Annotated in this window: 1 protein-coding gene; it reads left to right on the forward strand. The window is 74.9% G+C overall.

Annotated features, from left to right (window positions below; genetic code table 11):
• Nucleotides 1-24 precede the first annotated feature (24 nt).
• Nucleotides 25-16,095, forward strand: coding sequence for a type I polyketide synthase (locus L6E12_RS08860; RefSeq protein WP_236227397.1), 16,071 nt, complete (start codon nt 25-27; stop codon nt 16,093-16,095).
• Nucleotides 16,096-16,114: the final 19 nt, after the last annotated feature.

A 16,114-nucleotide genomic window follows, 5' to 3' on the forward strand; every position in this document is an offset into this window, starting at 1 on the left:
GTGAACGAATCGTGGAGGATGGTTATGTCGGCGCCAGACGAGCAGATCGTCCAGGCACTGCGTGCCTCGCTGAAGGAGAACGCCCGGCTCCAGCAGGAGAACGGTGAACTCGCCGCGGCGGCCGCTGAACCCATCGCGATCGTCTCCATGGCCTGCCGGTACGCCGGGGGCATCCGCGGTCCGGAGGACCTGTGGCGGGTGGTGTCCGAGGGTGCCGACGTCTACACCGGGTTCCCCGACGACCGCGGCTGGGACGTCGAGGGCCTCTACCACCCCGACCCCGACAACCCCGGCACGACGTACGTGCGGGAGGGCGCCTTCCTGCACGACGCGGCCCGGTTCGACGCCGGGTTCTTCGGCATCTCCCCGCGCGAGGCCCTGGCGATGGACCCGCAGCAGCGGCAACTGCTGGAGGTGTCCTGGGAGACCTTCGAGCGGGCGGGCATCGACCCGCACTCGGTGCGCGGCAGCGACGTCGGGGTGTTCGCCGGGATCGTGCACCAGGACTACGCGCCGGACCTCAGCGGCTTCGAGGGGTTCCTCAGCCTGGAGCGCGCCCTGGGCACGGCGGGCGGCGTCGCCTCCGGCCGGGTCGCCTACACCCTGGGGCTCGAAGGCCCGGCGGTCACCGTCGACACCATGTGCTCCTCCTCGCTGGTGGCCCTGCACCTGGCCGCCCAGGCGCTGCGGCGGGGCGAGTGCTCGATGGCGCTCGCAGGCGGCGCGACGGTGATGGCGACCCCGGGCGGGTTCGTCGGCTTCGCGCGCCAGCGGGCACTGGCCTTCGACGGGCGCTGCAAGTCCTACGCCGCGTGCGCCGACGGTTCCGGCTGGGCCGAGGGCGTGGGCGTGCTGCTGCTGGAGCGGCTGTCGGTGGCCCGCGAGCGCGGGCACCGGGTGCTGGCGGTGATCCGGGGCAGCGCGGTCAACTCCGACGGTGCCTCCAACGGCTTGACCGCGCCGAACGGCCCGGCGCAGCAGCGGGTGATCCGCAAGGCGCTGGCCGCCGCGGGGCTGTCCCCGGCCGAGGTGGACGCGGTGGACGGCCACGGCACGGGCACGGTCCTGGGCGACCCGATCGAGGCCCAGGCGCTGCTGGCCACCTACGGCCAGGACCGCGACCCGCGGCGGCCGCTGTGGCTGGGGTCGGTCAAGTCCGTCATCGGGCACACGCAGGCGGCCTCCGGGGTGGCAGGCGTGATCAAGATGGTGCAGGCGCTGCGGCACGGGGTGCTCCCGGCGACCCTGCACCTGGACGCCCCCACCCCGCAGGTGGACTGGTCGGCGGGCGCGGTCGAGCTGCTGACCGAGACCCGGGACTGGCAGCCTGATGGTCACCCGCGCCGGGCCGGGGTGTCCTCGTTCGGGGCCAGCGGCACGAACGCGCACCTGATCCTGGAGGAGGCACCCGCAGAGGAGGCGCGACCCGTTCCGGTGCTGCCCGCGGGTGTGGTGCCGCTGGTCGTGTCGGCGGGCACCGCCGCTTCCCTGGCCGCGCAGGCGCAGCGCCTGGCGGCGTTCGTCGAGGGCGCTGATGGGGTGCCGCTTGCCGCTGTGGCCGGGGCGTTGGTGTCGGGGCGGGCGGTGCTGGGCGAGCGCGCGGTGGTGGTGGCGGCCTCGGCGGAGGAGGCGCTGACCGGGCTCGGTGGGCTGGCCCGGGGCGAGAACGCGCCCGGTCTGGTCGTCGGTTCGGGTGCGCCGGGCAAGGTCGTGTGGGTGTTCCCCGGTCAGGGGTCGCAGTGGGTGGGGATGGGGCGGGAGTTGCTGGACTCGTCGCCGGTGTTCGCGGAGCGGGTCGCCGAGTGTGCCACCGCGTTGGAGCGGTGGGTGGACTGGTCGCTGGAGGACGTGCTGCGCGGCGATGTCGAACCCGGGCTGGTGGACCGGGTGGACGTGTTGCAACCGGCCAGCTTCGCGGTCATGGTGGGCCTCGCGGCGGTGTGGTCCTCGGTGGGGGTGCGGCCGGACGCCGTGGTCGGCCACTCGCAGGGGGAGATCGCAGCGGCGTGCGTGGCGGGGGCGCTGTCGCTGGAGGACGCGGTGCGGGTGGTGGCGCTGCGGAGTCAGGCGATCGCCACGGATCTGTCCGGGCGCGGCGGCATGGCGTCGGTCGCGTTGGCCGCGGAGGAGGCGGTCGCGCGGCTGGAACCGTGGGCTGACCGGGTCGAGGTGGCGGCGGTCAACGGGCCGTCGTCGGTGGTCGTCGCGGGCGACGCCGAAGCGCTCGACGAGGCGCTGGAGGTGTTGGACGAGCAAGGTGTTCGGGTTCGGCGGGTGGCGGTCGACTACGCCTCGCACACCCGGCACGTGGAGGACATCCGCGACACCCTCGCCGACGCGCTGGGCGGGATCACCGCGCAGGCGCCGCAGGTGCCGTTCTTCTCCACGGTGACCGGTGGGTGGGTGCGCGACGCCGGGGTCCTCGATGGTGGTTACTGGTACCGGAACCTGCGCGGGCAGGTGGGTTTCGGTGCGGCAGTGGCGGACCTGCTCGACCAGGGGCACAGCGTGTTCGTGGAACTGAGCGCGCACCCGGTGCTGGTGCAACCGATCTCCGAGATCGTGGACAGTTCCGAGGCCGACGTGACCGTGGTCGGGTCGTTGCGCCGGGACGAGGGTGGCCTGCGGCGGCTGCTGACCTCCATGGCCGAGCTGTTCGTGCGCGGGATCGCCCTGGACTGGGCCGCCGTGCTGCCCGGGGGCGCCGTGTCCGCCCGGGTGGACCTGCCGACGTACGCCTTCGACCACCAGCACTACTGGCTCCGGATGGCCGAGTCGGCGACCGACGCGGCGTCGTTGGGGCTGGCCGGGGCCGACCACCCGCTGCTGGGCGCGGTGCTGCCGCTGCCGCAGTCGGACGGGTTGGTGTTCACCTCGCGGCTGTCGCTGCGGTCGCACCCGTGGCTGGCCGACCACGCGATCGGCGGGGTCGTGCTCGTCCCCGGCACGGTGTACGTCGACCTCGCGGTCCGCGCGGGCGACGAGTTCGGGCACAGCGTCCTGGAAGAACTCGTGATCGAGGCGCCGCTGGTGCTGCCCGAGCACGGCGGCGTCCGGGTGCAGGTCGCGGTGGGCGGGCGGAACGAAACCGGTTCCCGGACCGTCGACGTGTACTCGCTGCGGGAGGACGACGCCGAGGGCACGTGGACCCGGCACGCCACCGGGCTGCTGTCGACCCCGTCCACGCGGGCGACCGGGCCGGGGTTCGACTTCGCCGCGTGGCCGCCACCGGGGGCGCGGCAGGTCCCGGTCGAGGACTTCTACACCGACCTGCTCGACCGCGGGTACGCCTACGGGCCCGCCTTCCAGGGCCTGCGGGCGGTGTGGCGGCGCGGCGAGGAGGTCTTCGCCGAGGTGTCCCTGCCCGACGAGCAGCGGGAGGGCGCGGCGCGGTTCGGCATCCACCCGGCACTGCTGGACGCCGCCCTGCACACCAACGCCTTCGCCAACCCGGACGACGACCGCAACGTGCTGCCGTTCGCCTGGAACGGCTTGCTGCTGCACGCCGTGGGCGCCTCGGCGCTGCGGGTGCGCGTCGCGCCGTGCGGTCCGGACGCGCTGTCGTTCCAGGCGGCGGACGAGGCCGGTGGCCTGGTCCTGACGATGGACTCGCTGGTGTCCCGGGTGGTGTCCGCAGAGCAGTTGGAGACGGCGGCGGACACGGCGCGCGCCGACTCGCTGTTCGCGGTGGAGTGGACCGAGCTGCCCCGGACCCGGGGAACGTCGGCACCGCCGTGGGTGGCGGTGACCACCGCGGACGAGGTGGCGGCCGGTGCCGCGGTGACGGTCCTGGAGGCTGTCGGCGACGGGGGAACGGCGCTGGCGCTGACCTCCCGGGTGCTGGGGGTCGTGCAGGCGTGGCTGGCCGGGGCCGGGCAGGAGTCGCGGCTGGTGGTGGTGACCCGCGGCGCGGTGCCCGCGGGCGACGGCGTGGTGACCGATCCGGCGGGCGCGGCGGTGTGGGGGCTGGTGCGGGCCGCCCAGGCCGAGAACCCGGAGCGGATCGTGCTGGTCGACACCGACCCCGCCGGTGGTGGTGTGGAGCCGGTGCTGGGCGCGGTGCTCTCCGGTGGGGAGCCGCAGGTGGCGGTGCGCGGGACGGCGCTGTCGGTGCCCCGGCTCGTCCGCGCCGCCGACCACGCCGCGGGTGCCCCCGTGGCGTTCGGCTCGGGCACGGTCCTGCTCACCGGCGGCACCGGGTCGCTGGGTGGTGTGCTGGCCCGGCACCTGGTCACCCGGCACGGCGTGCGGCACCTGGTGCTGGCCAGTCGGCGGGGGCAGGCGGCCGAGGGCGTGGACGAACTGGTCGGCGACCTCACCGAGTGCGGCGCGGCGGTCTCGGTCGTCGCCTGCGACGTCTCCGACCGCGCGCAGGTTGAGGCGCTGCTGGCGTCGGTGCCCGCCGAGCACCCGCTGACCGGTGTGGTGCACCTGGCCGGTGTGCTGGACGACGGCGTGATCGGGACGCTGACCGAGGAGCGGCTGGCGGCGGTGTTCGCGCCGAAGGTGGACGCGGTGCGCCACCTCGACGAGCTGACCCGCGGCCTCGACCTGGGCGCGTTCGTCGTGTTCTCCTCCGCCGCCGCGCTCATGGGCTCCGCCGGTCAGGGCAACTACGCCGCGGCGAACGCCTTCCTGGACGGGCTGATGGCGAGCCGCCGGGCGGCGGGCCTGCCGGGGCTGTCGCTGGCCTGGGGCCTGTGGGAGCAGAGCACCGGCATGACCGCCCGGCTCAGCGCCGTGGACCAGGCGCGGATGAGCCGCGGCGGGGTGCTGGCGCTGACGCAGGCCGAGGGCCTGGACGTCTTCGACACCGGTCTGGGCCTGGGCCGGGCGCTGCTGGTGCCGATCAAGCTGGACCTGCGGGCGCTGCGGACCGAGGCCGCCGCGGGCGGGGGAGTGCCGCACCTGCTGCGCGGCCTGGTGCGCGCCGGTCGGCGCACGGCGCGGGCGGCGGCCGGGGACAGCGGCGGACTGGTCCGCAGGCTCGCCGGGCTGCCCGCACCCGAGCAGGAGGCCGTCCTGCTGGGCATCGTCCAGGCCGAGGCGTCCGGTGTGCTGGGGTTCAGCGGCCCCGAACTGGCCCAGGGCACCCGGGGGTTCAGCGACATCGGGTTCGACTCCCTGACCGCGGTCGAGCTGCGCAACCGGCTCAGCGCGGCCACCGGCGTGAAACTGCCCGCCACCCTGGTCTTCGACTACCCCACCCCGGTGGCGCTGGCCCGCCACCTGCGCGACGAACTCGGCGACGCGGTGGCCGACACCCCCGCCGCGGTGGCCGCCACCGCGGACCCCGGCGAACCGATCGCGATCGTGGGGATGGCGTGCAGGCTGCCGGGCGGGGTGGCCGACCCCGATGACCTGTGGCGGCTGGTGCGCGAGGGCCGCGAGGGCATGTCGTCCTTCCCCGACGACCGGGGCTGGGACCTGGAGGGGCTGTTCGACCCGGACCCCGACCGCCCGGGCACCTCGTACGCCAGCAAGGGCGGCTTCCTGCACGGGGCGGGCTTGTTCGACGCCGGGTTCTTCGGCATCTCCCCGCGCGAGGCGCTGGCGATGGACCCGCAGCAGCGGTTGCTGCTGGAAGCCTCCTGGGAGGCGCTCGAACGGGCGGGCATCGACCCCACCGCCGCGCGGGGCAGCGACGTCGGGGTCTTCTCCGGTGTCTCCATCCACGACTACCTCGAATCGCTGAGCAACATGCCCGCCGAACTGGAGGGGTTCGTCACGACCGCCACGGCGGGCAGCGTGGCGTCGGGTCGGGTGGCCTACGCGTTCGGCTTCGAGGGACCGGCGGTCACGGTGGACACGGCGTGTTCGTCGTCGCTGGTGGCCATCCACCTCGCGGCGCAGGCGCTGCGGCAGGGCGAGTGCTCGATGGCCCTGGCGGGCGGTGTCGCCGTGATGGGGTCGCCGATCGGTGTCCTCGGCATGTCGCGGCAGCGGGGCCTGGCCGAGGACGGGCGGTGCAAGGCGTTCGCGGACGGCGCGGACGGGACGGTGCTGTCCGAGGGCGTCGGCGTGGTCGTGCTGGAGCGGCTGTCGGTGGCGCGGGAGCGCGGGCACCGGGTGCTGGCGGTGTTGCGCGGCAGCGCGGTGAACCAGGACGGTGCGTCCAATGGGTTGACGGCACCGAACGGGCCGTCGCAGCAGCGGGTGATCCGCGGGGCGCTGGCGGGTGCAGGTCTTTCACCGTCCGATGTGGACGCGGTGGAGGCGCACGGGACCGGGACGGCGCTGGGTGATCCGATCGAGGCGCAGGCGCTGTTGGCCACCTACGGTCGGGACCGGGAACAGCCGTTGTGGTTGGGGTCGTTGAAGTCGAACATCGGTCACACGCAGGCGGCGGCGGGTGTGGCCAGTGTGATCAAGATGGTGCAGGCGCTGCGGCACGGTGTGCTGCCACCCACCCTGCACGTGGACGCGCCCACGGCTCAGGTCGACTGGTCTGCGGGGGCGGTCGAGTTGCTGACCGAGGCTCGGGAGTGGTCGCGCAACGGGCACCCGCGTCGGGCGGGGGTGTCGTCGTTCGGGATCAGCGGGACCAACGCGCACCTGATCATCGAGGAAGCACCGGAGGAAGCGCGGCCGGTGTCGGTCGAGATGCCGCCCGGTGGTGTGGTGCCCCTGGTGGTGTCCGCGCGGAGCACGGGTTCACTGGCCGGGCAGGCCGGGCGGCTGGCGTCGTACCTGCGGACGGCCGAGGTGCCACTGGCGGGCGTGGCGGGCGCCCTGCTGTCGACCAGGGCGGTGCTGGGCGACCGCGCCGTGGTCGTGGTGGGTTCCGGCGAGGAAGCCCTGGCCGGGCTCGGTGCGCTGGCGCGCGGTGGGAGCGCGGCCGGTGTGGTGACCGGTAGCGCGGGTGCGCTGGGGAAGGTGGTGTGGGTGTTCCCGGGGCAGGGGACGCAGTGGGTCGGCATGGGCCGGGAGCTGTTGGAGTCCTCGCCGGTGTTCGCCGAGCGGATCACCGAGTGCGCGGCGGCGTTGGAGCCGTGGGTGGGCTGGTCGCTGGTGGAGGTGCTGCGCGGTGAGACCGACCCGGAGCTGATGGATCGGGTGGACGTCCTCCAGCCCGCCAGTTTTGCCGTCATGGTGGGTCTGGCGGCGGTGTGGGCCTCGGTGGGCGTGGTGCCGGATGCGGTGGTGGGGCATTCGCAGGGGGAGATTGCGGCGGCCTGCGTGGCGGGTGCGTTGTCGTTGGCGGACGCGGCTCGGGTGGTGGCGTTGCGGAGCCAGGCCATTGCTGTCGGGTTGTCCGGGCGTGGCGGTATGGCCACGGTCGCCCTGGGCGAGGCCGAGGTGGTGGCGCGGTTGGCGCCGTGGGCGGGCCGGGTGGAGGTGGCGGCGGTCAACGGGCCGTCGTCGGTGGTGATCGCCGGGGACGCCGAAGCGCTGGCCGAGGCGGTGGAGGCGTTGTCCGGGCGGCGGGTGGCGGTGGACTACGCCTCGCACACCCGGCACGTGGAGGACATCCGCGACACCCTCGCCGAGGCGCTGGGTGGGATCACCGCGCAGGCGCCGGTGGTGCCGTTCCACTCGACGGTGACCGGTGGGTGGGTGCGCGACGCCGGGGTCGTGGACGGGGACTACTGGTACCGGAACCTGCGCAACCAGGTGCGGTTCGGTCCGGTGGTGGCGGAGCTGCTGGAGCAGGGGTACGGGGTGTTCGTGGAGGTCAGCGCGCACCCGGTGCTGGTGCAGCCGATCACCGAGGTCGTCGACGAGGCGCAGGCCGAGGTGGTGGTGGCCGGGACGCTGCGGCGCGACGACGGCGGCCTGCGGCGGCTGCTGACCTCCATGGCGGAGCTGTTCGTGCGCGGCGTCGCGCTCGACTGGAGCGGCGTGCTGCCGTCCACGTCGGCCGAGCGGGTCGACCTGCCGACGTACGCCTTCGACCACCGGCACTACTGGCTGCACCCGGCCGGGGCGGCCACCGACGCACCGTCGCTGGGGCTGGCCGGGGCCGACCACCCGCTGCTGGGCGCGGTGCTGCCGCTGCCGCAGTCGGACGGGCTGGTGTTCACCTCGCGGCTGTCGCTGCGGTCGCACCCGTGGCTGGCCGAGCACGCGATCGGCGGTGTGGTGGTCGTGCCGAGTGCGGCGCTGGTGGAGCTGGCCGTGCGCGCCGGTGACGAAGCCGGGTGCTCGGTGCTCGACGAGCTGGTGGTCGAGTCCCCGCTGGTGCTGCCAGAACACGGCGGTGTGCGCGTGCAGGTCGCGCTGGGCGGGCCGGGCGAGGGCGGTTCGCGCACGGTGGACCTGTACTCCCTGCGGGAGGACACCACGGGCGCCGACGTGTGGACGCGGCACGCCACCGGCCTGCTGTCGACCACACCCCCGGTGCGGGAGCACTTCGACTTCACCGCTTGGCCGCCCCCGGGCGGTCGGCAGATCGATGTCGACGACCTCCACGACGACCTGACCGAGCGCGGCTTCGCCCACGGGCCCGCGTTCCGGGGGCTGCGGGCGGTGTGGCGGCGCGGCGGGGAACTGTTCGCCGAGGTCGCCCTGCCCGAGGACCAGGGCGCGGCGGCGGGCGGGTTCGGCATCCACCCCGCCCTGCTGGCCGCGGCGCTGCACCCGGCCGTGCCGGACGCGGGCGACGGGCCGCAGTCGGCACTGGACTGGCGCGGGCTGGTGCTGCACGCCGCGGGCGCGTCGGCGCTGCGGGTGCGGCTGGCGCCCACCGGGTCCGGCGCCCTGTCGCTGGCGGCGGCGGATGAAGCGGGCGGCCCGGTGGTGACCGTGGATTCGCTGGTGTTCCGGGCGGTGTCCGTCGAGCAGGCGGCGGACACGGTGCGCGCCGATTCACTGTTCCAAGTGGTCTGGATCGAGCTGCCCCCGGCCCCGGGGGTGTCTTCGCCGTCGTGGGTGGCGGTGGCCTCCGCTGAGGATGTGGTGGGTCTGACCGGTGTGCCTGCGGTGGCGGTCTTGGAGGCGGTCGGTGAGGGGTCGGCGTTGGCGTTGACCTCGCGGGTGCTTGCCGTTGTGCAGGCGTGGCTGGTGGGGGCCGGGCTGGAGGAGTCGCGGCTGGTGGTCCTGACCCGGGGGGCGGTGCCCGCTGGCGACGGCGTGGTGAGCGACCCGGCCGCCGCTGCCGTGTGGGGTCTGGTGCGGGCCGCCCAGGCGGAGAACCCCGACCGGATCGTCCTGGTGGACTTGGACCCGGTCGCCGAGGGCGGCGTGGACCTCGTGCTGGGGTCGGTGCTGGCCTGCGGTGAGCCGCAGGTGGCGGTGCGCGGAACGACCTTCTCCGTCCCGAGGCTTGCCCGCGCGCGGACCTCGGGTGCGCCCGCCGTGTTCGGTCCGGAAGGGACGGTTCTGGTGTCAGGCGCCGGGGCGCTGGGCGGTCTGGTGGCCAAGCACCTGGTCACCCGCCACGGGGTGCGGCGCCTGGTGCTGGCCAGTCGACGCGGTCGAGCCGCCGAGGGCGTGGACGACCTGATCACCGAACTCACCGGGCAGGGCGCGGAGGTCTCGGTCGTCGCCTGCGACGTCTCCGACCGGGACCAGGTGGCGGCCCTGCTGGCGTCGGTGCCCGCCGAGCACCGCCTGACCGGGGTCGTGCACACCGCCGGTGTCCTGGATGCCGGGGTGATCGGGACCTTGACCCCGGAGCGGCTGGCCACGGTGTTCGCACCGAAGGTCGATGCGGTGCGCCACCTCGACGAGCTGACCCGTGGCCTGGACTTGAACGCGTTCGTCGTCTACTCGTCGGTCTCGGCGGTCTTCATGGGTGCGGGTAGTGGTAGCTACGCGGCGGCGAATGCGTTCCTGGACGGGTTGATGGCCAACCGGCGGGCGGCGGGGCTGCCGGGCCTGTCGCTGGCGTGGGGTCTGTGGGAGCAGAGCACTGGCATGGCGGCCAACACCGACGACCTCACCCGGGCCCGGATGAACCGCCGTGGCGGGCTGCGGGTGATGACGCTCGCGGAGGGCATGGACCTGTTCGACGCCGCCGTGGGGTCCGACCGGGCGTTGTTGGTCCCCGCCAAGCTGGACCTGCGCGAGGTGCGCGCGGGCGGTGCGGTGCCGCACCTGCTGCGCGGCCTGGTCCGGGTGGGCAGGCAGCAGGCGCACGCGGCGGGCACCGGGGACAGGCGCGGCCTGCTGTCCGAGCGGCTGGCCGGGCTCACCCCGGCGGACCAGGTGGCGCTGCTGCTGGACCTGGTGCGCGGCCAGGTCGCGGCCGTCCTCGGGCATACCGGGGCGGGGGCCGTCCGGGCGGACGCGGCGTTCAAGGACGCCGGTTTCGACTCGCTGACCTCGGTGGAACTGCGCAACCGGCTGCGCGAGACCACCGGCTTGAAGCTGCCCGCCACCCTGGTCTTCGACCACCCGAACCCGCAGGCCCTCGCCCGCCACCTGCGCGACGAACTCGGGGACGCGGTGCCGACGCGGGCCGCGCCCGCGGTCGTGGTGGCCGATGCCGGGGAGCCGATCGCCATCGTGGGCATGGCGTGCCGGTTGCCGGGCGGTGTGGCCGGGCCGGAGGACCTGTGGCGGTTGGTGTCCGAGCGCCGGGACGCGGTCTCGGGGTTCCCCACCGACCGGGGCTGGGACCTGGAGGGCCTGTTCGACCCGGACCCCGACCGGCCAGGCACCTCGTACACCGACCGGGGCGGGTTCCTGCACGAGGCGGGGCTGTTCGACGCCGGGTTCTTCGGCATTTCCCCGCGCGAGGCGCTGGCGATGGACCCGCAGCAGCGGTTGCTGCTGGAAATTTCCTGGGAGGCGCTGGAAAGCGCGACCATCGACCCGCTGTCGCTGAAGGGCAACGACGTCGGCGTGTTCACCGGCGTCTTCGGCCAGGGCTACGTCGCCCCGGGAGCAGACGTCGTCACCCCGGAGCTGGAGGGTTTCGCGGGCACGGGCGGGTCGTCGAGTGTGGCGTCGGGTCGGGTGTCGTACGTGTTCGGGTTCGAGGGTCCTGCGGTGACCATCGACACGGCGTGTTCGTCGTCGTTGGTGGCGATGCACTTGGCGGCGCAGTCGTTGCGGCAGGGCGAGTGCTCGATGGCGCTGGCCGGTGGCGCGACCGTCATGGCGAACCCCGGCGCTTTCGTGGAGTTCTCCAGGCAGCGGGGCCTCGCCGTCGACGGGCGCTGCAAGGCGTTCGCCGCCGCGGCCGATGGCACCGGCTGGGCCGAGGGCGTCGGTGTGGTCGTGCTGGAGCGGCTTTCCGTGGCGCAGGAGCGCGGTCATCGGGTGTTGGCGGTGTTGCGGGCCAGTGCGGTGAACCAGGACGGTGCGTCGAACGGGTTGACTGCCCCGAATGGTCCGTCGCAGCAGCGGGTGATCCGCCGGGCCCTGGCGAACGCCGGACTGGCCTCGGCGGACGTGGACGTGGTGGAAGCCCACGGCACGGGGACCGCCCTGGGCGACCCGATCGAGGCGCAGGCGTTGCTGGCCACCTACGGGCAGGACCGGGAACAGCCCCTGTGGTTGGGGTCGCTCAAGTCCAACATCGGCCACGCGCAGGCGGCGGCGGGCGTGGCGAGCGTGATCAAGATGGTGCAGGCGCTGCGGCACGGCGTGCTCCCGGCGACCCTGCACGTGGACGCCCCCACGCCCGAGGTCGACTGGTCGGCCGGTGCGGTGGAGCTGCTGACCGAGGCCCGGGAGTGGCCGCGCAACGGGCATCCCCGCCGCGCCGGGGTCTCCGCGTTCGGGGTCAGCGGGACGAACGCGCACCTGATCCTGGAGGAAGCACCCTCGGAGGAGCCTGCCACCGGGGAGACCGCGTCCCCGGGTGTGCTGCCGGTGGTGGTGTCCGCGCGCAGCACCGGTTCGCTGGCGGCCCAGGCCGGGCGGCTGGCGGCGTTCGTCGCCGGTGACGTGCCGCTGGCGGGTGTGGCCGGGGTGCTGGTGTCCGGGCGGGCCGCGCTGGACGAGCGGGCCGTGGTGATCGCGGGCTCCGGTGCCGAGGCGGCGGCGGGGCTCGCGGCGCTGGCGCGCGGAGAGACCGGGGCCGGTGTGGTCGTGGGTCGGGCGGGTGCGCCGGGCAAGGTCGTGTGGGTGTTCCCCGGCCAGGGCGCGCAGTGGGTCGGCATGGGGCGGGAGCTGCTGGAGACCTCCCCGGTGTTCGCCGAGCGGGTCGCCGAGTGCGCGGTCGCGTTGCAGCGGTGGGTTGACTGGTCGTTGGTGGACGTGCTGCGCGGCCACGTCGCCGCCGACGTGCTGGAACGGGTCGACGTGGTGCAGCCCGCGAGCTTCGCGGTGGTGGTGGGCCTGGCGGCGGTGTGGCGGTCGTGCGGGCTGCGGCCGGACGCCGTGCTAGGCCACTCGCAGGGCGAGATCGCGGCGGCCTGCGTGGCGGGCGCGCTCTCGCTGGAGGACGCGGCGCGGGTGGTCGCCCTGCGCAGCCAGGCCATCGCCGCCGGGCTGTCCGGGCGCGGCGGCATGGCCTCGGTCGCCCTGGGCGAGGACGCTGCGGTCGCGCGGCTGGAGCCGTGGGCGGACCGGGTGCAGGTGGCGGCGGTCAACAGCCCGACCTCCGTGGTGGTCGCCGGGGAAGCCCGGGCACTGGACCAGGTGGTCGACGCGCTGTCCGGCGACGGGGTCCGGGTGCGGCGGGTGGCGGTGGACTACGGGTCGCACACCAACCAGGTGGAGGACATCCACGACCTGCTGGCCGAGTCGTTGGCGGAGGTGCGGTCGCGGGCACCGGAGGTGCCGTTCTACTCCACCGTGACCGGTGGCTGGGTCCGGGACGCCGGGGCGTTGGATGGCGGGTACTGGTACCGGAACCTGCGCGAGCAGGTGCGGTTCGGCCCGGCCGTGGTGGACCTGCTCGGGCAGGGGCACGGGGTGTTCGTCGAGGTGAGCGCGCACCCGGTGCTGGTGCAGCCCATCAACGAGGTCTTGGACGACACCGGCGCCGCAGACGTGGTCGTGGCCGGGTCGTTGCGCCGCGACGACGGCGGTCTGCGGCGGCTGCTGACCTCCGCGGCCGAGCTGTTCGTCCGGGGTGTGGCGATCGACTGGAACGGTGTGCTGCCGCTCGCGCCGGGTGACCGGGTCGACCTCCCGACGTACGCGTTCGACCACCGCCACTACTGGCTCCACGAGGTCCGGTCGGCCACCGACGCCACCGCACTGGGCCAGGTGGCAGCCGATCACCCGCTGCTGGGCGCGGTCGTGCCGCTGCCGCACTCCGACGGCTTGGTGTTCACCTCGCGGCTGTCGCTGCGCTCGCACCCCTGGCTGGCCGACCACGCGGTCGGCGGGGTCGTGCTCGTTCCCGGCAGCGGACTGGTGGAGCTGGCCGTGCGGGCCGGTGACGAAGTCGGCTGCCCGGTTCTGGACGAACTGGTGATCGAGGCGCCGCTGGTGGTGCCCGAGCAGGGCGGGGTCCGGGTGCAGGTGGCGCTGGGCGGTCCGGGCGCGAACGACTCGCGCACGGTGGACGTGTACTCCCTGCGCGACGGCGCCGACGTGTGGACGAGGCACGCCACCGGGGTGCTGTCGGCGACATCGAGCACCGGTACCGGGTTCGACTTCACCGCGTGGCCGCCGCCGGGTGCCCAGCGGGTCGAGGTCGGCGACTTCTACACCGACCTGGCCGAGCGCGGCTACGCCTACGGCCCGGCGTTCCAGGGTCTGCGGGCGGTGTGGCGGCGGGACGAGGAGGTCTTCGCCGAGGTCGCCCTGCCCGAGGCCCTGCGCGCGGAGGCGGGCAGGTTCGGTGTGCACCCGGCCCTGCTGGACGCGGCCCTGCAAACCGCGACGGTCGGTGCCGGGGAGGAGTCCGGGGAACCGGTGTTGGCGTTCGCGTGGAACGGGGTGGTGCTGCACGCCGCGGGCGCCTCGGCGCTGCGGGTGCGGGTCGCGCCGTCCGGCCCGGACGCGCTGTCCGTCGCAGCCGCCGACGAGACCGGCGGCCTGGTGCTGACGCTGGACTCGCTGGTGTCCCGACCGGTGTCCGCCGCGCAGTTGGGTGCCGTAGACGAGGGGCGTGACTCGGTGTTCCGGGTGGACTGGGTCGAACTGCCCCCGGCCCGGGAGCCGGACGCGCCGGACTGGATGCCGGTGGTCACCGCCGCCGACGTGGCGGCCCTGGCCGAGGACCCGAGCGTGCCGCCGGTGGCGATCGTGGAAGCCGTCGGCGGTGCCGGTCCCGACGCGGCACTGGCCGTGACGGCCCGGGTGCTGGGGATCGTGCGGGCGTGGCTGGCGGCGCCCGCGCTGGAGGACTCGCGGCTGCTCGTGCTGACCCGCGGCGCGGTGCCCGCCGGTGGCGAGGACGCGGTGACCGACCCGGCCGCGGCGGCGGTGTGGGGGCTGGTCCGCTCCGCCCAGGCCGAGCACCCGGACCGGATCGTGCTGCTGGACGCCGACCCCGCCGTACCGGGCGGCGCGGAGCCGGTGCCGGGTCCGCTGCTGGGGGCCGTGCTGGCGGGCGGCGAACCGCAACTCGCCCTGCGCGGCACGACCCTCGCGGTTCCCCGGCTCGCCCGCACCACCGGCCAACTCACGGACGGCGCGGACGTCTTCGGCCCGGACGGGGCGGTCCTGGTCTCGGGCGCCGGGTCGTTGGGCGGTCTGGTGGCCCGGCACCTGGTGACCCGGCACGGCGTGCGGCGCCTGGTGCTGGCCAGTCGGCGCGGACGCGACGCCGAGGGCGTGACGGACCTGGTCACCGAACTGACCGGGCTGGGCGCGGAGGTGTCCGTGGTGGCCCGCGACCTGTCCGACCGGGACCAGGTCGCGGACCTGCTGGCCGCCGAACCCCGGCTGACCGGTGTCGTGCACACGGCCGGGGTCTTCGACGACGGTGTCATCGGGGCGCTGACCGAGGAGCGGCTGGCCACGGTGTTCGCACCGAAGGTCGACGCGGTGCGCCACCTCGACGAGCTGACCCGCGGCATGGACCTCGACGCGTTCGTGGTGTTCTCCTCCGTCGCGGGCGTGGTCGGCGGCGGTGGCCAGGGCAGCTACGCGGCGGCGAACGCCTACCTGGACGCGGCGATGGCGAACCGCCGGGCGGCAGGTCTGCCCGGGCTCTCACTGGCCTGGGGCCTGTGGGACCGGAGCACCGGGATGGCCACCCACCTCAGCACCGTGGACCACGCCCGGGCGAGCCGCGGTGGCGTCCTGGAGCTGACGCAGGCCGAGGGCCTGGCCATGTTCGACGTCGGCCTGCGCCTGGACGAGGCGCTGCTGGTGCCGATCAAGCTGGACCTGGCGGCGCTGCGGGCGGGCGGCGGCCCGGTGCCGCCCCTGCTGCGCGGACTGGTCCGGGCGGGCAGGCAGCAGGCACGGGCGGTGGCCGTGGCGGACAACGCCCTGGTGCGCAACCTCGCCGGGCTCACCCCGGCCGACCAGGAGGCGCTGCTCGTCGACCTGGTCCGCGGTCAGACCGCGGCTGTGCTCGGGCATTCCGGACCGGAGGCGGTGCGGGCGGACACGGCGTTCAAGGACGCCGGTTTCGACTCGCTGACCTCGGTGGAGCTGCGCAACCGGCTGCGGGAGGCCACCGGGACGAAGCTGCCCGCCACCCTGGTCTTCGACCACCCGACCCCGCTGGCCGTCGCCCGCCACCTGCACCACCTCCTGGCGGGTCAGGTGGCGCTGGCGGCCTCCGCCGGGAACGGCGGGCTGGCGCACCGGCTGGCCGGGTTCGCCCCGGCCGAGCAGGAAGCGCTGCTCCTGGACGTGGTCCGCGCCCAGGTCGCGGTCGTGCTCGGGCACTCGGGGCCGGAGGCGGTGCGGGCGGACACGGCGTTCAAGGACGCCGGTTTCGACTCGCTGACCTCGGTCGAGCTGCGCAACCGGCTGCGGGAAGCCACCGGGTTGAAGTTGCCCGCGACGCTGGTGTTCGACCACCCGACCCCGCTGGTGCTCGCCCGACACCTGCGGGCGGAACTGCTGCCGGGCGGCGGCGCGGTCGACGTGGACGAGGCGCGGCTGCGGGACGCGCTCGCGTCGGTCCCGCTGGCCAGGTTCCGCGAGGCGGGGCTGATGGACGCCCTGGTCAAGCTGGCCGCCCTGGGCGGGTCGGGCGCCGGCGCGGTCGACGAGGCCGCCGACGAACCGGCCATCGCCGAGTTGGACGTGGACGACCTCGTGGAACTGGCGTTCGGCGGCGAGTAGATCCGGCATCCGGTACCGA

The sequence above is a fragment of the Actinokineospora sp. PR83 genome, assembly GCF_021056305.1.
GTDB classification, from domain to species: Bacteria; Actinomycetota; Actinomycetes; order Mycobacteriales; family Pseudonocardiaceae; genus Actinokineospora; species Actinokineospora spheciospongiae.

What these genes read in the sequence shown, in the direction of transcription:
- L6E12_RS08860 (WP_236227397.1), top strand. Translation starts at nt 25, where the DNA reads ATGTCGGCGCCAGACGAGCAGATCGTCCAGGCACTGCGTGCCTCGCTG.